This is a genomic window from Georgenia sp. M64, from assembly GCF_038049925.1.
GTDB lineage: Bacteria > Actinomycetota > Actinomycetes > Actinomycetales > Actinomycetaceae > Georgenia.
Window position 1 is genome coordinate 1,810,739 of the sequence record NZ_CP145809.1, and the last position, 20,015, is coordinate 1,830,753.

The following is a 20,015-nucleotide window of genomic DNA, read 5'->3' on the forward strand; positions in this document are numbered from 1 at the left end:
AACACCCTGGAGACTTCATGAACTACCGGCTCGCGGCCGTGGCCGTCCCGCTGGTCCTCGCCCTGTCCGCCTGCTCCGGCCCTGAGGGCGAGGAGGCGGACGCGCCCGCCACGACCGCTGCCGGCGTCACGCTCACGCACGCGTTCGGGCAGACCGAGGTGCCCGCCGACGCCCGGCGGGTGGTGACCCTGGGCTGGGGGAGCACCGAGGCGGCGCTGGCGCTCGGCGTCGTCCCGGTGGGGATCGAGACCCAGACCTACGCCGCGGACGAGGACGGCCGGCTCCCGTGGGTCGCCGAGGCGCTCGCGGAGACCGGCGAGGAGCCGACGATGGTGCCGGCGAGCGTGGAGGAGCCCGCCTACGAGGAGATCGGCGCGCTCGAGCCCGACGTCATCCTCGCCCCGTACTCGGGCCTGACCGCCGAGCAGTACGAGATCCTCAGCGAGATCGCCCCCACGGTCGCCTTCCCCGAGGAGCCCTGGACGACGCCGTGGCGCGAGGTCATCACCATCGTCGGCGAGGCGCTGGGCCGCACCGCCGAGGCCGAGGAGCTCGTCGCCGACCTCGACGCCCGGATCGGGGAGGAGGCCGCCGCCCACCCCGAGCTCGAGGGGAAGAGCGTGGCCGCGGTGTGGGACGTCGGCGGGACGTTCTGGGTGTACAAGCCGCAGGACTCCCGGGTGGACTTCCTCCTCGACCTGGGGCTGGTCAGCGCCCCGGCCGTCGAGGAGCTCGCCACCGGCGAGGAGAGCTTCGTCTACACCCTCAGCTACGAGGAGACCGACCGGCTCGAGTCCGACATCCTCGTCACCTACGCCAGCACCGAGGAGGAGGTGGAGACCTTCCTCGGGCAGTCCTACGCCCAGGTGATCCCCGCCGTGGCGGAGGGCTCGGTGGCCGCGATCACCGGCGACGAGCTCGTCGCGGCGATGTCCCCGCCCACGGCGCTGTCGGTGGACTGGGGCCTGGACACCTATGTCGAGCTGATCTCCGCCGCCGCGGCCGACTGATCCCGGCCGAGGCTGCCGAGCACGCGGCCGGCGGCGTCGCGGACCTCGAGGCGGCCCGTGACGACGCGGGCCGCCGCCGCGCCCGAGAGCCACGTGTCCACGCCGTCGCAGGCCATCCGGGTCGAGGCGAGGGGTCCGAGGACCACTGCCCCGTCGGGCCCGGACGACCAGGAGCCGGCCAGGCGGTTGCACCCGTCGCTGCCGTGCACGGCACCGTCGGGCTCGAGGACCAGCGAGGGCCGTCCGCGGCTGCGGACGCCCCAGGCCCCCACCGGGGTGTCGCGCTCCGCCGGCGCGCCCGCCGCCGTGTGGTGCCTGTCCGCGCCCACCCGCTCGAGCATGACGATCACCTCGTAGTGGTCGGTCTGGGGGAACATGTCCAGCACCCGGGCCCTGCGCACGGCCAGGGACGGCATGGCGGCGAGGTCCCGGGCGAGGGAGGCCGCGTTGCAGCTGGAGTACACCACGTGCCGGGCGTCGGAGGACTCCAGCCAGGCGGCGAGGTCGGGCCCGACGCCGCGCCGTGGCGGGTTGACGACCACGAGGTCCGGGGCCTCGCCGGCGGAGAGGGCGAAGGTGGTCGCGTCGCCGGCCAGGAAGCGCACCGACGTCAGCCCGGCGGCGTCCCGGGCCGCCTCCGCACTGGCGACCGCCTCGCGGCTGGTCTCGATCCCGACCACGTCGCGCCGGCCGTCCGCCAGGTGCAGGGCGAACCCGCCGACCCCGCAGTACAGGTCCCACACCGTGGCCGGGTCGACCTCGGCCACCCACTCCGCCGCCTGGCGGTACAGCGCGGCCGCGACGGCGGTGTTGGTCTGGAAGAAGCTCTGCGGACGCAGGTGGAGGTCGACGTCGCCGACGCGCATCCGCAGCGCGGCGGCCTCGGTCAGCACGATCTCGCGCGGGCCCTCGAGGACGGCCTTGTGCTCGGGCTGGAGGTTGACCGAGACGACCTGCAGGCGCGGCAGGGCGGCCCGGAGCCAGGGCAGGTGCTTGCGCAGGCGCGTGACCGGCTCCTGGGAGCGCAGGACGAACCGCAGCATGAGCTCGCCGTCGGGGGAGCCGGTGAGGAGCAGGTACTTCAGCTCCCCGCGGCGGGTGGGGACGTCGTAGGGGGTGAGGTGCGCACGGGTGACGAACGCGGCGAGGACGTCGAAGGTGGCGCGCAGGTCGGCGGCGGTCACCCCGCACCCGCGTAGGTCCACCCCGCGTCCGTCCGCGTCGAGGATGCCCAGCGTCGGGTGCTCGACGGTGCCGGCGACGACCATCTTGGCCTTGTTGCGGTACCCCGACTCCTGGCCCGGCACCGGTGGCAGCCACTCGACCCCGGCCGGGAGCAGCTGCTCGCCGTGGCGCTGCTTGCCGGCGAGCTGGTCGCCGTAGGGCCGACCCATGAGGGAGCAGGAACGGCAGCGGCCCGCGTCGAAGTAGGAGCACTGCACAGGGGGGAGTCTACGGCGGCGGGCCCGCAGGAGCTGCCGACCGCCGGGCCGCCCGGTACATCTCACGGGCCTGCTCGAACCCGATCACCCAGCCGGTCTGCCGGATGCTGCGGTACAGGGCCGTGGTGAGCATGGCGCCGTCGGCGTCGTAGACCTCGGGGAACCCACCGTTCTCGACCATCGCGGCCTCGTAGGCGGCGAGGTGCCGGCCGGCCTCCTCGAGGTGGCCGGGGTCCCCGGTCGCCCGGTGGAGGAGGACGAGGACCTTGACGTACTCCATCCCCCAGAAGCTCCAGATCGCGTCACCGCCGTAGGACGGCACGGCCAGGCGCACCACCGGGAACTGCCGGGCGGCGCGCGTCTCGCGCTGGTACCGGATCGCGAAGGGCTCGGCGACGCCGGTGACGCGCACGTGCTGCACGGCGCGCTCGTAGTAGGGCCGGTCACGGGGGTCGGCGGGGTCGAGGAACCCCGTCGACAGCACGATGAGCCAGTCGGAGGAGTAGTAGCGCCGGGTCAGCGCCTCGGGGGAGAGGTCCTCGAGGAAGTGGCCCTCGGCGGGCAGCCAGAACCGCTGCAGGATCCGCTCGCGCAGGGCGTGGTCGAGCTCCTCGTCGTGGTCGACGAGACCGAGCCCGGCGGCGAGGCGGGCGGTCTTCCACAGGACCACGTTGTCGTAGAGGGCGGAGCGGCGCCGGGTGATGTCCTTCGCCCCGGACAGGTGGCGCCGCGTGGTGACCAGACCGGTGCGCTCGTCGAGCACCGCCGCCCGGTAGGTGCGGTAGTGGTGCGTGAGGCGCGACCCGTACCGCTGGAGGAGCTCCTCGGCGGCTGCGCGGGTGTCGAGACGGTGGACGTCGTCGCCGTAGGGGGCCGGTCTGGCGGGCTCGTCGCCCCGCAGCGCCGCCAGGGCGAAGAGGATGCCGTACAGGGTGTCGGAGGGGTAGGCGTAGATGTTCACGCACGCCACCGAGCGGCGGCCCACCGGCACGACCGTCGTGGTCAGCTCGTGACGGTCGAAAGCGCCCAGCGCCAGTCCGACGGTCTGCAGGTACACCGTCTCCCGCGCGCGCCAGTCGGGCCCGGGGATCGCCCGGTCGAGCACCGGGTAGTAGAAGACCCCGAGGTTGCGCACGAACAGCGCCGGGAAGTTCTCGCCGGAGACGAGCAGCAGCCTGTCCGGGTCGAAGCGCAGGCGGTGGACGTCGGCGACGACCCCGTCGACCGTCGCCGACGGCGAGCGGGGACTGCCGAGGTAGCGCGAGCCGAGCACGTCGAGCCCGCACGCCACCAGGGCCAGCGCACGCCAGAGCGGGCCCCGGCGCACGACCAGCCGGTCGTTGTGGTCGCTCACGGACGTCCCGCCTGCGGTGACGTTCGCCCGGAACGTCGGCCGCACGATCGTCAGGCGCGTGAACGGGTTGGTGAGGTAGGTGAAGGCGGCGAGCACGCCGGCCACCGCGGTCACCACGCGCAGCACGAGCCGGCCCACCGCTCCTCCTCCCGGCGCGTCCTCGACCCGCCCGGGGCAGGCTATCGGGCGTCCGGCGGCGGCGCGGGGCGCCGGGGTCTGGCGGGGCGTCGCCCGGCGACGTACCGTCGTGCCATGAGGCGCGAGGCGTGGACGAGGTGGGTCCCGGCGATCGTCGTGCCGGCGGCGATCGGGGCGGGCTCGCTCGTCGTCGCCGCTCAGGCCGGCGCGGCCGTGGACCTGCCCGACCTCACCGCCGAGGAGGTCCTCGTCCTGGCGGCGGAGCACGGGGTCGAGTCGTTCTCCGGCGCCTTCGAGCAGACCTCGGACCTGGGCCTGCCCGAGCTCCCCGGCGGGTTCACCGGCCCGGGCGACCCCTCGGCGGGCCCGTCCGGGGCCGACCCGGCCGCGGCGGTCGGCGAGGTGCTGGCGGCGCTGACGCAGGACCGGTCCGGCCGGGTCTACGCCGACGGGCCCGAGCGGGTGCGCGTGCAGCTCCTCGACCGCTTCGACCAGGTCGACCTCGTCCGCTCGGGCACGCAGGTGTGGCTCTACGACTCCGCCGAGAACACCGCCACCCACCTCACCATCCCGGCGGACGCGGTCCACGGCGGCGCGACGACGGAGCACGCGCTCACCCCCGAGGAGGTGGCCGCGCGGTTCGTCGCGGCCGCCGAGGACGGTGCGGACGTCACGGTCGGCGAGGACCGGCTCGTCGCCGGCCGGCCGGCGTACGAGCTCGTCGTGGACCCCCGCACCGAGGACACCCTCGTGGACTCGGTCAGCCTCGCCGTCGACGCCGAGACGGGCTTCCCGCTGGCGGTCGCCGTCCGCGCCGTCGGCCAGCAGGACCCCGCCCTCTCCCTCGCCTACACCTCCTTCGACCCGGTCGCCCCCGACCCGGGCCTGTTCGCCTTCGAGCCCCCCGAGGGCGCCGAGGTCGTCGAGAAGGAGCTGCCCGAGGAGCTCGCGGGCGCACGGCCGGAGGGACTGCACGGCACCGACCGGCCGTCCGGCAGCGACGCCGAGCACGCCCTGCCCTTCGCGGACGGCGTCCGGCTCGACGGCTCGGGCTGGGACGCGGTGCTCGTCGCCGCGGCGGGCGCCGACCTCCTGGACGACCCGCTGCTCGAGCAGCTCACCACCGGGACGGAGGGCGGCCGGGCGCTGACGACGTCGCTGCTCACCGTCCTGCTCACCGACGACGGACGGGTGCTCGCGGGCGCCGTCCCCCTGGAGCGGCTGCTCGCCGTCGCCGCGTCCTGACGTGGGCACGGCCGCGGCGCCCGCGACGGACGACCTCCCTCACGGCTCGACCGACCTCGCGATCCGGACCGCCGGCCTGACCAAGGTGTTCGGTCGGCAGCGGGCCGTCGACGCGGTGGACCTCGCCGTCCCCCGAGGTTCCGTGTTCGGCTTCCTGGGGCCGAACGGGTCGGGCAAGACGACGACGATCCGGGTGCTCCTCGGCCTCGCCGCCGCCACCGACGGCAGCGCGCGGGTGCTCGGGCAGGAGGTGCCGCGCGGGCTGCGCGAGGTGCTGCCCCGGGTCGGCGCCCTCGTGGAGGGACCGGCGTTCTACCCGTTCCTCTCCGGCGCCGCGAACCTCGAGCGGCTCGACACCGCGAACCGTTACGCCCCCTCGGCCACCCGGGCCGAGCGGGTCCACCGTGCCCTGGAGCGGGTGGGGCTCTCGCACGCGGCCGGCAAGCGGGTGCGCGCGTACTCCCTCGGCATGAAGCAGCGCCTGGGCATCGCGAACGCGCTGCTGTCCCCGCGTGAGCTCCTCGTCCTGGACGAGCCCACCAACGGCCTGGACCCCCAGGGCACGCGCGAGGTGCGCGGCCTGGTCCGCTCCCTCGCCGCGGAGGGCTCGACGGTGTTCGTCTCGAGCCACCTGCTGGCCGAGGTCGAGCAGATGTGCACCCACGTGGCCGTCATGAGCGCGGGGTCCCTCGTGGCGCAGGGCAGCCTGGCGGAGCTGCGCCGCTCCGGCGGGGCGGCCCGGGTGCGGGTGCGCACCCCCGACGGCGCCGCCGCGGCCGCCGAGCTCGCCCGGCTCGGGCTGGACCCGGAGCCGGCCGGTGACGCCGTCCTCGCGCGGTTCGACGGCGCAGCCGGGGACGCCGCCCCCGGCCCGGCGCCCGAGACGATCGTCGCCGCGCTCGTCGCGGCCGGGGTCCGGGTCCGCGGTTTCGCGGTGGAGGAGCCCACGCTGGAGGAGCGGTTCGTGGCCCTGACGGGGGAGGGGTTCGACGTTGCCCAGTGAGGCCTCGCCCGGGTGGGCCCTGCTGGGCTCGGAGCTGTCCGTGCTGTTCCGCCGTCGCCGGACGTGGGCGATGCTCCTGGCGCTCGCCGCCATCCCCGTCCTCATCGCCGTCGCCGTGCGGCTGTCGTCCTCTCCGCCAGGGCCCGGGGAGGGACCGCCCTTCATCGACCGGATCACGCAGAACGGCCTGTTCGTCTCGGTGACGGCCCTCGTGGTCACCGTGCCTTTGTTCCTCCCCCTCACCGTCGGGGTCGTCGCCGGCGACACCATCGCCGGCGAGGCCGGCCTGGGCACGCTGCGCTACCTCCTCATCGCCCCGGCCGGGCGGGTCCGGCTGCTCCTGGTCAAGCTCGCCGGGGCCGCGGCGTTCTGCGTGGCCGCGACCCTGACGGTCGTGCTCACCGGCGCGGCGATCGGCGCCGCCCTCTTCCCGGTCGGCCCGGTGACCCTGCTCTCCGGCGACACCGTCGGGACGGGCGAGTCGGTGGTGCGGTCGCTGCTCGTGGCCGGCTACGTCACGGTCTCGCTCCTCGGGCTCGCGGCCGTCGGGCTGTTCGTCTCCACCCTCACCGAGGTCCCGGTCGGTGCCATGGCCACCACCGTCGTCCTGGCCATCGTCTCCCAGGTCCTGGACTCCCTCGCCCAGCTCGAGTGGCTCCACCCCTGGCTGCTCAGCCACCACTGGCTCGGCTTCGCCGACCTCCTGCGCAACCCGGTGGCGTGGGGGTCCTTCACCGACAACGCGCTCCTGCAGGCCGGGTACGTGCTCACCTTCGGCGCGCTCGCCTACGGGCGCTTCGTGACCAAGGACGTGCTTTCCTGATCTCCCCACCATCGTCGGAAGGCACCCTGTGGACACGACCGGCCTCATCTATGCCGCCGCGGGCCTGGCCGCCCTGCTCGCGGCACTCCTGCCCGTCGCGCTGCGGCGTGCCCCGGTCTCCATGCCCATGGCCTTCCTCGGCGCCGGCGTGCTGGCGTTCGCCACGATCCCCGAGCTGCCCGACCCGGACCCGTTGGCGCACGGCGGGGTCGCCACGCACCTGACCGAGGCGGTCGTCATCATCTCCCTCATGGGGGCGGGCCTGGCGCTCAACCGCCCGATCGGGTGGCGGCGGTGGATCACCACCTGGCGGCTGCTCGGCATCACCATGCCCCTGACCATGCTGGCCGTGGGTCTCCTCGGCGGCTGGCTGCTGGGCCTGGGGGCGGCCGGCGCCGTGCTCCTCGCCGCCGCCCTGGCCCCCACCGACCCCGTCCTGGCCAGCGAGGTGCAGGTGGGCGAACCCTCCGACGACCCGTCGGACGAGGACGAGGCCCGGTTCGCGCTGACCTCCGAGGCCGGCCTCAACGACGGCCTGGCCTTCCCCTTCACCTACGCCGCGATCGCCATCGCGACGGCGGGCGTGGCGCCGTCGGGCTGGCTCGGCGAGTGGCTGCTCCTCGACGTGGTGTGGCGCCTGGCGGCCGGAGTGCTCGTCGGCGTCGGGGTCGGGTGGCTCCTGCGCACCCTGTTCTTCCGAGCCCCCTCGGAGCGGTTCCGGCTGGCCGAGCACGGCGAGGGCTTCGTCGCGCTCGCGGCCACCTTCGCCGCCTACGGCGCGGCGGAGCTCGTCGAGGGGTACGGGTTCATCGCCGTCTTCGTCTGCGCCGTGACCATCCGCTCGGCCGAGCGAGACCACGGCTACCACAAGATCCTCCACGAGTACGTCGAGCAGATCGAGCGGCTCCTCACGATCGTCGTCCTCATCCTCCTCGGTGGTGCCGTCGCGCGCGGGCTCCTCGCCGAGGTCGGCTGGCCGCACGTCGCCCTGGCGCTGGCGGCGGTGCTCCTCGTGCGCCCCCTCACGGGCTGGGTGGGGCTCGCCGGCGGGAAGACCGGGCCCCGGGAGCGGGGCGCGATCGCGTACTTCGGCATCCGCGGGATCGGCTCGCTCTACTACGTCTCCTACGCCCTGGGGAAGGCGGAGTTCGACGAGGCGGGGACGCTGTGGGCCACCGTCGGGCTCGTCGTGGTGACCTCCGTCGTCGTCCACGGCGTGACCGCCACACCGTTCATGGCCGAGCTCGACCGCCGCCGGGAGCGGGCGGCAGCGGTCGCCGGCAGTCCGGAGACGGCGCCGGCCACCCCCGTGTGACCACCCCCCCGGGGCCGCTACCCCACGCCGAGCCGTCGGAGCATGAGGACGCACACGTCGTCGTGGCCCTGCGCGCCCTCCAGGAGGCGGGCGGTGAGGGCGGTGACGAGCTCGGCGGGCGGCAGGGCGGCCACCTCGTCGACGTGGGTGGTGAGGCTGGCCAGTCCCGTGCGCAGCGACCGGTCGCGCCGCTCGACGAGCCCGTCGGTGAAGAGCAGGAGGCGGTCCCCGGCCGCCAGGTCGAGCGTGTCCTCGACGCGGCGCCGGCGGGGGTGCTCGAGCCCGAGCGGCGTCGAGCGCCCGCCCCACACCAGGCGCCCCGGGCCGTCGACGGGCAGCAGGAGCGGCGGCATGTGGCCGGCGCACGCGTACCGCGCCCGGCCGGTGCCCAGGTCGAGCTCGACGTAGGCCAGCGTCGCCGACGCGGCGCCGTCCACCTGCTCGACGAACCGGTCCAGCCGCGTGAGGACCTCCGCCGGGGACGTCCCCGGCCCGGCGACCGCACGCACCGCGCTGCGCAGCTGTCCCATCGCGATCGCGGCCCCGAGCCCCCGGCCCACCACGTCCCCGACGACGACGGCGAGGGTGTCCTCGTCGACCCGGAACGCGTCGAACCAGTCCCCGCCCACCGCGAGGGTGTCCACGCCCGGGTGGTAGGCGGTGGTGACGTCGAAGCGTGGGTCGCTGGGCGGCTCGCCGGCGAGCAGCGAGCCCTGGAGCTGGTGCGCGATGCTCGTGCTCCGCTCGTAGAGCAGGGCCCGGTCCAGGGCGAGGCCGGCCTGGGCGGCGACGGCGGTGACGATCTCGGGGTCGAGCGGCTCGGCGCCGGGCGCGGGGTCCGGCAGGAGCGAGACGAAGCCGTGGAGGCGGGTCTGGCCGTGGAGCGGGGCGACGAACCACTCGCCCCGGGTGGATCGTCCCTCCCGGGCCGGCCGGGGGCGGGGCGAGGCCGGTCCGAGGTGGGAGTGCAGGACCAGGCCGTCGGGGTCGGTGAGCCAGAGGCTCGCGGCAGCGGCGCCGAGCCGACCGGTGGCGGCCTCGAGCACCGCCGCGCCGACGCCGTCGACGCCCACGCCCAGCGAGAGGGCGGAGGTCGCGGCGAGCAGCGCCGCCGTCCGCGCCGCCGAGGTCTCCGCCGCGCGGCGGGCGGCGAGGAGGTCCCGCTCGTACCGGGTGCGCTCCCGGGCACCCGAGACGGCGACGACCACCTCGTCCTGCCCGGCGCCGCCGGGACGCACGGTGGCGGCGACGAGGACCGGGAGGCGGCCGTGCGGTGTCCTCAGCTCGAGGGCGACCTCGTCGAACCTGCCGTCCACGAGCAGCAGCGGGGAGAGGTGGGTCTCCCAGAAGATCCGCCCGCCCACGGACAGCAGCTCGGTGAACCGGGCACCGCCGAGGACCTCCGCCCCGGGCCGCCCGAGCCAGGTGAGGAACGTCTCGTTCGCGGCCGAGACGGTCCCGTCGGGCCGGAGGCGGACGAGCCCGCACGGCGCACCGTCCCAGGGGTCGGGTGGCGCGTTCACGCGGCGAGGTACCTGCGCATCGCGGCGACGAGCTGGTCCGGCGCGCTGAGGTTGGGGCAGTGCCCGACGGCGTCGAGGGTGACCAGCTCGCTGCCGGCGAGGTGCCGGTGGACGAACGCGCCCACCGACGGCGGGGCGATGACGTCCTCGCGGGACTGGACCACCAGGGCCGGGGTGGTCACCCGGGCCAGGTCGGCGCGGTTGTCGGAGCGGAACGTCGTCCGGGCGAAGTGGCGCGCCACGGCGGGGTCGGTGCGGCAGAAGCTCGAGGTGAGCTCCTCGCCGAGCTCGGGCCGGTCGGGCACGCCCATGATCGTCGGGGCGACGGACGCCGACCAGCCGAGGTAGTTCTCGTCCATGGTCTCGAGCAGCTCGTCGATCTCCGCGCTCGTGAACCCGCCGCGGTACTCGCCGTCGTCGGTGTAGCGGGGGTTCGGGCACACCAGCACCAGGCGGGCGAAGCGCTCGGGGCGCCGGGCGGCGGCGAGCGCGCCGATCATCGCGCTGACCGAGTGCCCGACGAACGCCACGGGGGCGAGGTCGAGGGCGTCGAGGATCTCCAGGACGTCCTCGGCGTAGCCGTCGAGGGAGGAGTAGCGGTCGGGGCGGAAGGCGGCGACGTCGGACCCACCGGCACCGACGTGGTCGAACAGCACGACCCGGTGGGAGCGCTCGAACGCCGGGGCCACGTGACGCCACATGCCCTGGTCGCACCCGAAGCCGTGCGCGAGGACCAGGGGCGGGGCGCCCTCGGGCCCGCTGAGCCGGACGTTGTTGCGCTCGAGCACACTCACCTCGGCAGGCTACGGGACGGCGCGCCGACCCCGCGCGCCGGCCCGGCGCACCGGCGGACCGGCACCCGCGGAGGCAGCCTGACGCCGCTAGAGCCAGCGCCGGATCGGGGCGACGGCCGTCTCGAGTGCACGCTGCCGGCCGGACCGGTTCCGCCACCGGTCGAGGTCGATCTCGCGGCTGCGCCCGAGGTCGTCGAGGAACTGCTGCTCGAGGACCTCGACGACGGCGGCGTCGAGGACGACCATCGCGACCTCCTCGTCGTGGTCGAGGGAGCGGCGGTTGAGGTTGCTCGACCCCACGAGGGCGGCCGCGCCGTCGACGACCATGATCTTCGTGTGCAGCATGCTGGGCTGGAAGTTCCACACGCGCACCCCGGCGTCGGCGAGCTCGGCGTAGACCGCCTCGCCGGCGAGCTGGGCCACGCGCTTGTCCGCGTGCGGCCCGGGCACGAGGACGTCGACCTCGACGCCGCGCGCGGCCGCCTCGCGCAGCGCGGTCCGCATCGCCTCGTCCGGGGCGAAGTAGGCGCTCTGGAGACGGATGCGCCGGCGGGCCGAGCGCATGAGGACGTACCAGACGGTGTGGATGTCGTCCCAGCCGATGCTGGCCGAGCCGCGCACGACCTGGACCACCGCGTCGCCGCGGTGGGGGTGGTCGGGGAACCGGTCGCGGTCGTCGTAGAGGGACCGGCCGGTCTCGGCCCAGTCCTGGACGAAGGCCGCGGCGAGGCCGTCCACCGCCGGGCCCTCGACCCGGAAGTGGGTGTCGCGCCACTGCGTCTCGTCGCGGGCGTCCCCGGCCCACTCCTCGGCGATGCCGACCCCGCCGGTGAACGCCACGGACTCGTCCACGACGCACACCTTGCGGTGGCCGCGGTGGTTCTGCTTGAACGGCGAGCGCACGAGGGGACGGCGGAACCACTGGACGTCCACGCCCGCGGCCTCCATCGCCTCGACGAGGCCGGACTCGATGTGGAAGCCGCCGAGGGCGTCGATGAGCACCCGCACCCGCACCCCCGCGCGGGCCCGGTCGGACAGCGCGTCGGCGAACGCCCGGGCGGGCCAGCCCTTCCAGTACACGAACGTCATGAGGTCGACGCTGCGGCGGGCACCGCCGATCGCCTCGAGCATGGCGGGGAAGATCTCGTCGCCGTTGTGCAGCACCTGCACGGAGTTGCCCTCGGTGAAGTGCACCCCGATGAGGCACTCGAGGGTGCGGCGCAACCGGCGGCGCGAGTCCTCCCCGCCCTCGGCCCCCGGGCCGGTCGTGCCCTCGTCCGGCCCGGGGCGGGGCAGGCTGTTGCCGGGTCCGGCGCCGGTCACGCCGTCGCCGGGTCCGGCGCCGGTCACGCCGTCGCCGGGCCGGGTCGCCTCGCTCATGGTGGTCAGGCCCGGCGGAAGCCCGCCCACAGGTCGATGCCCGCGTCGCGCGCGTGGTCGTCGATCGTGGCGAGCTCGTCGTCGGTGAAGGAGAGGTTCTCCAGGGCGCCGAGGTTCTGCTCGAGCTGGGCCACGCTGGAGGCCCCGATGAGGACCGAGGTCACCCGCTCGTCGCGCAGCGCCCACGCCAGGGCCATCTGCGCCAGGCCCTGACCGCGACCCTCGGCGATCTCGGCGAGCTTGCGCACGTGGTCGAGGGTGGCGTCGGTGAGCAGGTCGGGGGAGAGGGACTTGCCCTGGCTGGCGCGCGACCCCTCGGGGATGCCGCCGAGGTACTTGCCGGTGAGCATGCCCTGCGCCAGCGGCGAGAACGCGATGCACCCGGCCCCGACGTCGGCGAGGGCGTCGAGGAGCCCCTCGCTCTCGACCCAGCGGTTGAGCATCGAGTACGACGGCTGGTGGATGAGCAGCGGGGTGCCGAGGTCGGCGAGGATCTGCGCGGCGCGCCGGGTGTCCTCGGGGCCGTAGGAGGAGATCCCGGCGTACAGCGCCCTGCCGCTCGTGACGGCGGTGTGCAGGGCCCCCATCGTCTCCTCCAGCGGGGTGGAGGCGTCGAAGCGGTGGGAGTAGAAGATGTCGACGTAGTCCAGGCCCATCCGGGCCAGGGACTGGTCCAGGCTCGCGAGGAGGTACTTGCGCGAGCCGCCGCCCTGACCGTACGGGCCCGGCCACATGTCGTACCCGGCCTTGGTCGAGATGACGAGCTCGTCGCGGTAGGGACGGAGGTCGTCGGCGAGGTGACGGCCGAAGTTGCGCTCCGCGGAGCCGTAGGGCGGGCCGTAGTTGTTGGCCAGGTCGAAGTGCGTGACGCCCAGGTCGAAGGCGCGACGCAGGATCGCCCGCTGGGTCTCGAACGGCATGTCGTCGCCGAAGTTGTGCCACAGGCCCAGCGACACCGCGGGGAGGTCGAGGCCGCTGGCGCCGGTGCGGCGGTAGACCATGTCGTCGTAGCGGGCGGAGGAGGGGGTGTACGTCATGGCGACGAGTCTGGCCCGTCCGCGACGCCGTGTCCAAGGACCGGTCGCAGGACCACGACGGCGATCTCCCGGCTCGTCCGTTCCTGGTACCGGGCGTACAGCGGGTGCCCGGCGACGATCCGCGGCCACAGCTCCGCCCGTTCCGTGGGGCCGGCGACCCGGGCGTGCATGGGGCGGCCCGGGTCCCCGGGCGGGCGCACGTGGACACGGGGGTCCGCGGTGAGGTTGACCAGCCACGCCGGCGGCCGGTCGTCACCGCCCCGGGACGCGACGACGACGTAGCCGGCGTCGTCGTGGAGCGGGGCGGTGAGCAGGACGGCGTGGCGCCGGCCCGTGCGCCGCCCGGTCGTGGTCAGCTCCAGGACGGGCATGCCGGCCGCGACCCGGCCCACCCGGCCGCGGGAGAGGACCAGGAGCGCGCGGTGGCCGGCGTTCATCGCCCGGAGCAGGGCGTCGGCGGGCATCGGGCCTCCTCGGTCCGCGCGGGGGGCGCGTTGCGGGCACACTACCGAAGGTGCCCGTCGACCCCCTCGCCCGGCTGCTCGCCGACCCGCCCGACCTGCCCGTTGCGGGCGCGCTGGCCGAGCTCGTCGACGCCGTGCGCGACCGTGGCGCCGCCGTCGTCCAGGCCCCGCCGGGCACCGGCAAGACGACCCTCGTGCCGCCCGCGCTCGCCGCGCACGTGCCGGGCACGGTCGTCCTCACCCAGCCCCGGCGGGTCGCCGCCCGGGCAGCGGCCCGCCGGCTCGCGCACCTGCTGGGCGAGCCCCTCGGAGCGACCGTGGGCTACAGCGTCCGGGGTGACCGCGTGGTCGGGCCGCGCACGCGCGTGGAGGTGGTCACCACCGGGGTGCTGATGCGCCGGCTCCAGCGCGACCCCGAGCTGCCCGGCGTCGGAGCGGTCGTCCTGGACGAGGTCCACGAGCGCCACCTCGACGCCGACCTCGCCCTGGCGCTGCTCGTGGACGTCCGCGCCAACCTGCGCCCGGACCTCCCGCTCGTGGCGATGTCCGCGACCGTCGAGGCCGCGAGGACCGCCGCCCTGCTCGGCGAGGGGGTCCCGGTGGTCTCGGTGACGGGCGCCCTGCACCCCGTCGAGATCCTGTGGTGCCCGCCGCCCGCAGCGCGGGCGGACCACCGGGGGGTGACCCCGGCGTTCCTCGGTCACGTGGCCGCGACGGTCCGCCGGGCACTGGCGGAGCGGTCCGGCGACGTGCTCGTCTTCCTGCCCGGCGCCGCTGAGATCGGCGCGGTGGCCCGCCGGCTCGCGGGGGTCGACGCCGACGTCCGCCCCCTCCACGGCCGCCTGCCCGGACCCGAGCAGGACCGCGCGCTCGACCCGGGCCCGCGCCGGAGGGTGGTGCTGTCCACCGCGGTGGCGGAGTCGTCCCTCACCGTCCCGGGCGTGCGGGTGGTCGTCGACGCCGGGTTCTCCCGCGAGCCGCGCACCGACCACCGCCGGGGTCTGGCCGGGCTGGTCACGGTGGGGGTCAGCCGGGCCGCGGCCGAGCAGCGTGCCGGGCGGGCGGGCCGGGAGGGCCCCGGCGCCGTGTACCGGTGCTGGTCGCCGGCGGAGCACGCCGGGCTGCGCGAGCACCCCGCCCCGGAGATCGCCACCGCCGACCTGGCGTCCTTCGTCCTCGAGGTCGCGTGCTGGGGCGGGGGCGACCTGGCCCTGCTCGACCCGCCGCCCCCCGCCGCGACGGAGGCCGCCCGGGCGACCCTGCGCCGGCTCGGGGCCCTCGACGACGCCGGCGCGGTGACCGCCCGCGGGCGGGCGATCGCCGCGGTCCCGGCGGACCCGCGCCTGGCCCGGGCGCTGCTCGACGCCGCCCCGGTGCTCGGCGCCCGGCGCGCGGCCGAGGCGGTGGCGCTGCTGACCGAGTCCTCCGCGGGCGGGGACCTCGTCGCGGCCCTGCGAGCGCTGCGCCGCGGCGGCCCGGAGTCGGCCACGTGGGCCACGCAGACCCGGCGCCTGCGCACCATCGTCGACGAGCGGCGTGGCCGGTCCGACGACGCGCCGGGTGCCGCGCTGCCGGACGACCTCGCCGTCGGGCTCGTCGTCGCCCTCGCCCACCCCGACCGCCTGGCCCGGCTGCGTCCCGGCGGGTCGGGGTACCTCATGGTCTCGGGCACGGGGGCGGTCCTGCCGCCCGGTTCGGGCCTGGCCGGCTCGCCCTGGCTCGCGGTCGCGGACGCCGAGCGCACCGCCGGGCGGCGCGACGCCCTCATCCGCTCCGCCGTCCCCGTCGACGAGGACCTCGCCCTGGAGGCGGCCGGCGCGACGCTCCACGAGGAGGAGGAGGTGCGCTGGGAGGGCCGGGTCGTCGCCCGCCGGACCCTCGCCCTCGGGGCGGTGGAGCTGACCTCGACCCCGTTCGACCCGGGTCCCGCCCAGGTGGTCGGCGCCGTGCGGGAGGCGCTGCGCAGCGACGGCCTCGACACCCTCGCGTGGTCGGCGGCGGCCCGGGCCCTGCGCGCCCGGCTCGCGTTCCTCCACCGCGCCCTGGGCGAGCCCTGGCCCGACGTCGGTGACGACGCCCTGCTCACCGGGCTCGACTCCTGGCTCGGCCCCGACCTCGCCCGGGTCCGGGGCGCCGGCGACCTGCGGCGGCTCGACCTTCTCGGTGCCCTGCGCCGGCTCCTGCCCTGGCCCGAGGCCGCCCGCCTGGACGAGCTCGCCCCGGAGCGGGTGGCCCTGCCCAGCGGCTCGTCCGCCGCGGTGGACTACACCGGGGAGCGGCCTGTGCTGGCGGCCCGGATCCAGGAGGTCTTCGGCTGGCAGGAGGCCCCGCGTCTGGCCGGTGGGCGGGTGCCGGTGCTGGTGCACCTGCTCTCCCCGGCCCGTCGCCCGGCCGCGGTCACCGACGACCTCGCGTCCTTCTGGGCCACCGGGTACGCCCAGGTGCGGGCCGAGCTGCGCGGGCGCTACCCGCGCCACGCGTGGCCGGAGGACCCGCTCACCGCGGCGCCCACCCGTGGCACCGGGCGGCCCCGGCGTGCCTGAGGGGAACGCAGCCGCGGCGCCGGCCGGCCCCGGCGTGCCTGAGGGGAAAGCGGCCGTGGGAGCACGCCCCGCGCGGACCGGCTGGGCGGACTCCGGCAGACGGAGGCCGCCGCCTCCCGCCGCTGATCACCCCGTCGCCGAGTGAGAGTGGTCTACCGGGATCGTTCGGCGACGGGGTGATCGCTCGGCGACGGAGGGATCGGTCGTGCAGCGGACCGCCGCCGCCGGCCGGTCCGTTCACCGTCGGGCGGAGCCGTAGCGGGCGAGCGGCTCGGTCAGCGGCGGGCGGCCTCGTAGCGGGCCAGCGCCTCCGCCCGCTCGGCGGCGTGGTCGACGACCCGCTCGGGGTACCCCGGTGCCCCGCCGTGGCGCCAGGGCTCGTGCGCGGCGGCGCCGGCCAGGTGCGCGAGCTCGGGGACGTACCGGCGCACGTAGCCGCCGTCGGGGTCGAACCGCAGGCCCTGCGTCACCGGGTTGAAGACGCGGAAGTAGGGCGCGGCGTCCGTGCCGGTGCCGGCGGTCCACTGCCACCCGTGGCTGTTGGAGGCGATGTCGCCGTCGCGCAGGAGGTCGAGGAAGTGTCGGGCACCGTGCGGCCACCACACGTGGAGATCCTTGACGAGGAAGGACGCCGTGACCATGCGGACCCGGTTGTGCATCCATCCCTCGGCGAGGAGCTGGCGCATGCCCGCGTCGACGAACGGGTAGCCCGTGCGTCCGGCCCGCCACGCCTCGAACCGGGTCGTCGTGGGCTCGGTGGCGGGGTCGTCGTACACGAGCGACCCGAGGTCCGAGCGCAGGTCGGCCCATGCCGAGGCGGGGTGGTGGTGGAGGACGTCGGCGTAGAACTCGCGCCAGCACAGCTCGCTGACGAAGGTCTGCGCGCCCCTGCCGCCGCCCGCCGGGTGCGCGGCGATGTCGGCGAGCAGCGTGCGGGGGTGGACCGTGCCGAGCTTGAGGTCGGCCGACAGGCGCGACGTGCCGGCGAGGTCCGGCCGGTCCCGGCGCTCGGCGTAACGCTCGAGCCCGTCGTCGAGGAATGCCTCCCACCGGCGCAGGGCGGCGTCCTCGCCCGCCGCTCCGGCCCGGTCGGCGTCCGGGTCCGCGAGGACGCGCCCGCCCGCGGCGTCCTCGGGCGCCGCGCCCCACCGGACCGCGGGCAGGGGCGCCGGGCAGGGCGCACCGTGGTCGCGCCAGGCCCGGGAGAACGGGGTGAAGACGCGGTAGGGGGTGCCGTCTGCCTTGCGCAGGACCCCGGGCCCGACGGCGTAGGGGGTGCCGGTGGCCACGAGGTCCACCCCGAGCGACCGCTCCACCTCGGCGTCGCGCCGCCGCCCGTACGGGGTGGTCTCCCGGGTGACGTGCACCGCGGCCGCCCCGGTCTCGCGGACGAGAGCGGGGAGGACCTCCTCGGGTCGGCCGCGCCGCACGACCAGGGCGCCGTCGGTGGCCTCGTGCAGCGACCGCAGGGCCGCGTGGAGCGCCTCGCGCCGGGCCGCGCCCGCGCCGTCGAAGGCCGGGTCGAGGACGAAGACCGGCACCACCGGGCCCGCCGCCGCGGCGGCGAGCAGGGCAGGGTGGTCCCGCAGGCGCAGGTCGCGGCGGAACCACAGGACGGTGGTGGACACGTCCGGACACTATCCGCGCCTGCGGCCCCGCGCCCCTGGGCCGAGACGGCAGACGGGGTTCCTGCGCCGGGGACCGCAGAGGACGCCGGCGCAGGATCGCGAGGAGGACGGCTCGGACCGCGAGGAGGACGGCTCGGGACCGCAGAGGAGCCCGGCGCCGGACCGCGAGGGACGTCGGCCCGGGACTGCTGGGGCGTCGGGCCCGGCGTCGAACAGGCGTACGATAGCCGACATGACGGTCGGGGCGGACGGCGTCGCCCCGTGGTGGGCGGGCCGGCAGAGGATCCTCAACAGCCGTGGCGTGCCCGGGCGCTTCACGACCGCCTCGGCGCCGGTCCCCGTCGTCGTCCGGCTCGTGTGGGCCGACGACGGGGAGGAGCTGGTGGAGACCGTCGCCACCGCCTGGACGTCGCCGCTCGTCCTCGTGGCGGTGGGTGACCCGCGGTCGGCCTACCGCGGGGTGTGGGTGCCCGCCCGGGACGTCACCCGCCGGTGAGGACGGCGCGACTGCTGTGGCGCGAGTGCCGTGCAGCGCCGCGCCGGACGCGACGCGCGCCTCTCACCCGGACCGCCCGACGCGCTACGCGCGCCGCTGCTCGCGGTAGCGGCGGATGAGCGCGTTGGTGGAGGAGTCGTGGGCGGGCTCGTCGTCCCCGGCCAGCTCCGGCACGATCCGCCCGGCGAGGACCTTGCCGAGCTCGACCCCCCACTGGTCGAAGGAGTTGATGCCCCACACGACGCCCTGCGTGAACACCCGGTGCTCGTACAGGGCGACGAGCTGGCCGAGGACGGACGGCGTGAGGGCCGGCGCCAGGATCATCGTGGTCGGGTGGTTGCCGGCGAACGTCCGGTGCGGCACGAGGTCCCCGGCGACGCCGTCGGCCCGTACCTCGTCCGCCGTCTTGCCGAAGGCCAGCGCCTCGGCCTGGGCGAGGAGGTTCGCGGTGAGGAGGTCGTGGTGCGGGTCGATCTCCACGGCCGGCCGGACGAAGCCGAGCAGGTCCGCCGGGACGAGCTGGGTGCCCTGGTGGATGAGCTGGTAGAACGCGTGCTGGCCGTTCGTGCCCGGCTCACCCCACACCACAGGGCCGGTCTCGACGCGCACGGGCTCGCCGTCGACGGTGACGGACTTGCCGTTGGACTCCATGTCGAGCTGCTGGAGGTAGGCGGGAAACCGCGCGAGGTGCTGGTTGTACGGCAGGACCGCGTGCGTGGCCGCGCCGAGGAAGTTGCGGTACCAGATCCCGATCAGACCCAGCAGCGCAGGGACGTTGCGCTCGAGCGGGGTGGTGCGGAAGTGCTCGTCGACGGTGTGGAACCCGTCGAGCATCTCCCGGTAGCGCTCCGGGCCGATGGCGATCATGAGCGACAGGCCCACCGCCGAGGTGAACGAGTACCGACCCCCGACCCAGTCCCAGAACCCGAACATGTTGGCCGTGTCGATGCCGAACCCGGCGACCTCGGTGGCGTTGGTGGAGACCGCGACGAAGTGCTTGGCGACCGCCGCGTCGTCGCCGAGGCCCTCGACCAGCCAGGCGCGGGCCGTGCGGGCGTTGGTGATGGTCTCGATGGTGGTGAAGGTCTTCGACGCGACGACGAAGAGGGTGCTCGCGGGGTCGAGGCCGTCGAGCGCGTCCGCGATGTCGTCGCCGTCGACGTTGGAGACGAACAGCGACCGGATGCCGGGGTGGCTGAAGGGCGCCAGGGCACCGGCGGCCATCGCGGGCCCGAGGTCGGAGCCGCCGATGCCGATGTTGACCACCGTGGCGATGCGCGCGCCGGTGTGGCCGGTCCAGGCCCCGGAGCGGACCTGCTCGGCGAAGGCGGCCATCTTGTCGAGGACGGCGTGGACGTCGGCGACGACGTCCTGGCCGTCGACGACGAGCTCGGTCGAGCGCGGGGCGCGCAGGGCGGTGTGCAGGACGGCGCGGTCCTCCGTGGTGTTGATGTGCTCGCCGCGGAACATGGCCTCGGTGCGCTCGGGCAGCCCGGCGGCCCGGGCCAGGTCCACCAGAAGCGCGAGCGTCTCGTCGGTCACCCGGTTCTTCGAGTAGTCGACGTAGAGGTCGCCCACCTCGGCCACGAGACGCGTGCCCCGCTCGGGGTCGGCGGCGAAGAGGTCCCGCAGGTGCGCGTCGCCGGTGGTCGCCGCGTGCGCGGCCAGGGCCTGCCAGGCGGGGGTGGTGGAGATGTCGGGTCGGCTCACGGGGCGCGCTCCTCCGCCGGGCTGGCCCCGGCCTCGTCGGTCCGCCGGGTCCGGCCCGGCCTTGACGAGGACCATCATGGCGCGGTGAGCGCGCCGGGACGAACCCGCGG

At 75.8% G+C, this 20,015-nt stretch carries 16 protein-coding genes and 1 pseudogene; 7 read left to right on the top strand and 10 right to left on the bottom strand.

Features of this window, described 5'->3' with window-relative positions; genetic code table 11:
* Positions 1 to 17: 17 nt before the first annotated feature.
* Positions 18 to 1,010: an iron-siderophore ABC transporter substrate-binding protein gene (locus AAEM63_RS08200; RefSeq protein ID WP_341361051.1), complete on the top strand. Its 993-nt coding sequence runs from the start codon at positions 18 to 20 to the stop codon at positions 1,008 to 1,010.
* Here AAEM63_RS08200 and AAEM63_RS08205 read toward each other — a convergent pair.
* The 3 genes and pseudogenes from AAEM63_RS08205 to AAEM63_RS08215 all read right to left on the bottom strand — a co-directional run bounded on the left by AAEM63_RS08205 (position 974) and on the right by AAEM63_RS08215 (position 3,944).
* On the bottom strand, positions 974 to 1,351 hold the full coding sequence (locus tag AAEM63_RS08205) for an META domain-containing protein (RefSeq protein ID WP_341361338.1): 378 nt from the start codon (positions 1,349 to 1,351) through the stop codon (positions 974 to 976). The genes AAEM63_RS08200 and AAEM63_RS08205 overlap by 37 nt on opposite strands.
* Positions 1,340 to 2,452: pseudogene (gene rlmC, locus AAEM63_RS08210) on the bottom strand (23S rRNA (uracil(747)-C(5))-methyltransferase RlmC); the annotation flags it as partial. The gene AAEM63_RS08205 and the pseudogene rlmC, both read right to left, overlap by 12 nt.
* Positions 2,453 to 2,462: 10 nt before the next feature.
* On the bottom strand, positions 2,463 to 3,944 hold the full coding sequence (locus AAEM63_RS08215) for a hypothetical protein (RefSeq protein WP_341361052.1): 1,482 nt from the start codon (positions 3,942 to 3,944) through the stop codon (positions 2,463 to 2,465).
* Positions 3,945 to 4,058: 114 nt separating this feature from the next.
* Between AAEM63_RS08215 and AAEM63_RS08220 the strand changes: the two genes are divergently transcribed.
* The 4 genes from AAEM63_RS08220 to AAEM63_RS08235 are packed head-to-tail and all read left to right on the top strand — an operon-like array spanning position 4,059 to position 8,330.
* Positions 4,059 to 5,189 carry a DUF2092 domain-containing protein gene (locus AAEM63_RS08220; RefSeq protein ID WP_341361053.1) on the top strand — a complete coding sequence of 377 codons (1,131 nt, stop codon included), beginning with the start codon at positions 4,059 to 4,061 and terminating at the stop codon, positions 5,187 to 5,189.
* Between the two features lies 1 nt (position 5,190).
* A complete protein-coding gene (locus tag AAEM63_RS08225) occupies positions 5,191 to 6,192 on the top strand; it encodes an ABC transporter ATP-binding protein (RefSeq protein WP_341361054.1) in 1,002 nt (333 codons plus the stop codon).
* The gene (locus tag AAEM63_RS08230; RefSeq protein WP_341361055.1) at positions 6,182 to 7,015 is read left to right on the top strand and encodes an ABC transporter permease; all 834 of its coding nucleotides are present in this window, start codon (positions 6,182 to 6,184) and stop codon (positions 7,013 to 7,015) included. The genes AAEM63_RS08225 and AAEM63_RS08230 overlap by 11 nt, the downstream gene beginning before the upstream one ends.
* Before the next feature lie 28 nt (positions 7,016 to 7,043).
* Positions 7,044 to 8,330, top strand: coding sequence for a cation:proton antiporter (locus AAEM63_RS08235; protein WP_341361056.1), 1,287 nt, complete (start codon positions 7,044 to 7,046; stop codon positions 8,328 to 8,330).
* A 17-nt stretch (positions 8,331 to 8,347) separates the two neighbouring features.
* Here the strand turns inward: AAEM63_RS08235 and AAEM63_RS08240 are convergent, their stop codons facing one another.
* The 5 genes from AAEM63_RS08240 to AAEM63_RS08260 form a co-directional block, all read right to left on the bottom strand.
* Positions 8,348 to 9,853, bottom strand: a complete 1,506-nt coding sequence (locus AAEM63_RS08240) for a SpoIIE family protein phosphatase (protein WP_341361057.1) — start codon at positions 9,851 to 9,853, stop codon at positions 8,348 to 8,350.
* Positions 9,850 to 10,647 (bottom strand): alpha/beta hydrolase, encoded by a 798-nt coding sequence (locus AAEM63_RS08245; protein ID WP_341361058.1) that lies wholly within the window; start codon positions 10,645 to 10,647, stop codon positions 9,850 to 9,852. The genes AAEM63_RS08240 and AAEM63_RS08245 overlap by 4 nt, the downstream gene beginning before the upstream one ends.
* A gap of 87 nt (positions 10,648 to 10,734) precedes the next feature.
* Positions 10,735 to 12,027 carry a phospholipase D-like domain-containing protein gene (locus tag AAEM63_RS08250; RefSeq protein ID WP_341361059.1) on the bottom strand — a complete coding sequence of 431 codons (1,293 nt, stop codon included), beginning with the start codon at positions 12,025 to 12,027 and terminating at the stop codon, positions 10,735 to 10,737.
* 5 nt (positions 12,028 to 12,032) lie between these two features.
* The gene (mgrA, locus tag AAEM63_RS08255; RefSeq protein WP_341361060.1) at positions 12,033 to 13,064 is read right to left on the bottom strand and encodes an L-glyceraldehyde 3-phosphate reductase; all 1,032 of its coding nucleotides are present in this window, start codon (positions 13,062 to 13,064) and stop codon (positions 12,033 to 12,035) included.
* On the bottom strand, positions 13,061 to 13,528 hold the full coding sequence (locus AAEM63_RS08260) for a nitroreductase/quinone reductase family protein (RefSeq protein ID WP_341361061.1): 468 nt from the start codon (positions 13,526 to 13,528) through the stop codon (positions 13,061 to 13,063). Before AAEM63_RS08260 ends, mgrA begins: the two co-directional genes overlap by 4 nt.
* A gap of 50 nt (positions 13,529 to 13,578) precedes the next feature.
* On the opposite strand from AAEM63_RS08260, the gene hrpB reads away from it, so the two are divergent.
* A complete protein-coding gene (gene hrpB / locus AAEM63_RS08265) occupies positions 13,579 to 16,071 on the top strand; it encodes an ATP-dependent helicase HrpB (protein WP_341361062.1) in 2,493 nt (830 codons plus the stop codon).
* 275 nt (positions 16,072 to 16,346) lie between these two features.
* Here hrpB and AAEM63_RS08270 read toward each other — a convergent pair whose 3' ends face one another.
* Entirely contained in the window at positions 16,347 to 17,699 is a 1,353-nt protein-coding gene (locus tag AAEM63_RS08270; protein WP_341361063.1) for a deoxyribodipyrimidine photo-lyase, read from the bottom strand.
* A 232-nt stretch (positions 17,700 to 17,931) separates the two neighbouring features.
* Here AAEM63_RS08270 and AAEM63_RS08275 point away from each other — a divergent pair, with 232 nt between their 5' ends.
* Positions 17,932 to 18,195: a hypothetical protein gene (locus AAEM63_RS08275; RefSeq protein WP_341361064.1), complete on the top strand. Its 264-nt coding sequence runs from the start codon at positions 17,932 to 17,934 to the stop codon at positions 18,193 to 18,195.
* An 84-nt stretch (positions 18,196 to 18,279) separates the two neighbouring features.
* Here the strand turns inward: AAEM63_RS08275 and pgi are convergent, their stop codons facing one another.
* A complete protein-coding gene (pgi, locus tag AAEM63_RS08280; RefSeq protein ID WP_341361065.1) occupies positions 18,280 to 19,905 on the bottom strand; it encodes a glucose-6-phosphate isomerase in 1,626 nt (541 codons plus the stop codon).
* Between the last annotated feature and the right edge of the window lie 110 nt (positions 19,906 to 20,015).

What these genes read in the sequence shown, in the direction of transcription:
- AAEM63_RS08200 (WP_341361051.1), top strand. Translation starts at nt 18, where the DNA reads ATGAACTACCGGCTCGCGGCCGTGGCCGTCCCGCTGGTCCTCGCCCTG.
- AAEM63_RS08205 (WP_341361338.1), bottom strand. Translation starts at nt 1,351, where the DNA reads ATGCTCGAGCGGGTGGGCGCGGACAGGCACCACACGGCGGCGGGCGCG.
- AAEM63_RS08220 (WP_341361053.1), top strand. Translation starts at nt 4,059, where the DNA reads ATGAGGCGCGAGGCGTGGACGAGGTGGGTCCCGGCGATCGTCGTGCCG.
- AAEM63_RS08250 (WP_341361059.1), bottom strand. Translation starts at nt 12,027, where the DNA reads ATGAGCGAGGCGACCCGGCCCGGCGACGGCGTGACCGGCGCCGGACCC.
- mgrA (WP_341361060.1), bottom strand. Translation starts at nt 13,064, where the DNA reads ATGACGTACACCCCCTCCTCCGCCCGCTACGACGACATGGTCTACCGC.
- AAEM63_RS08260 (WP_341361061.1), bottom strand. Translation starts at nt 13,528, where the DNA reads ATGCCCGCCGACGCCCTGCTCCGGGCGATGAACGCCGGCCACCGCGCG.
- AAEM63_RS08275 (WP_341361064.1), top strand. Translation starts at nt 17,932, where the DNA reads ATGACGGTCGGGGCGGACGGCGTCGCCCCGTGGTGGGCGGGCCGGCAG.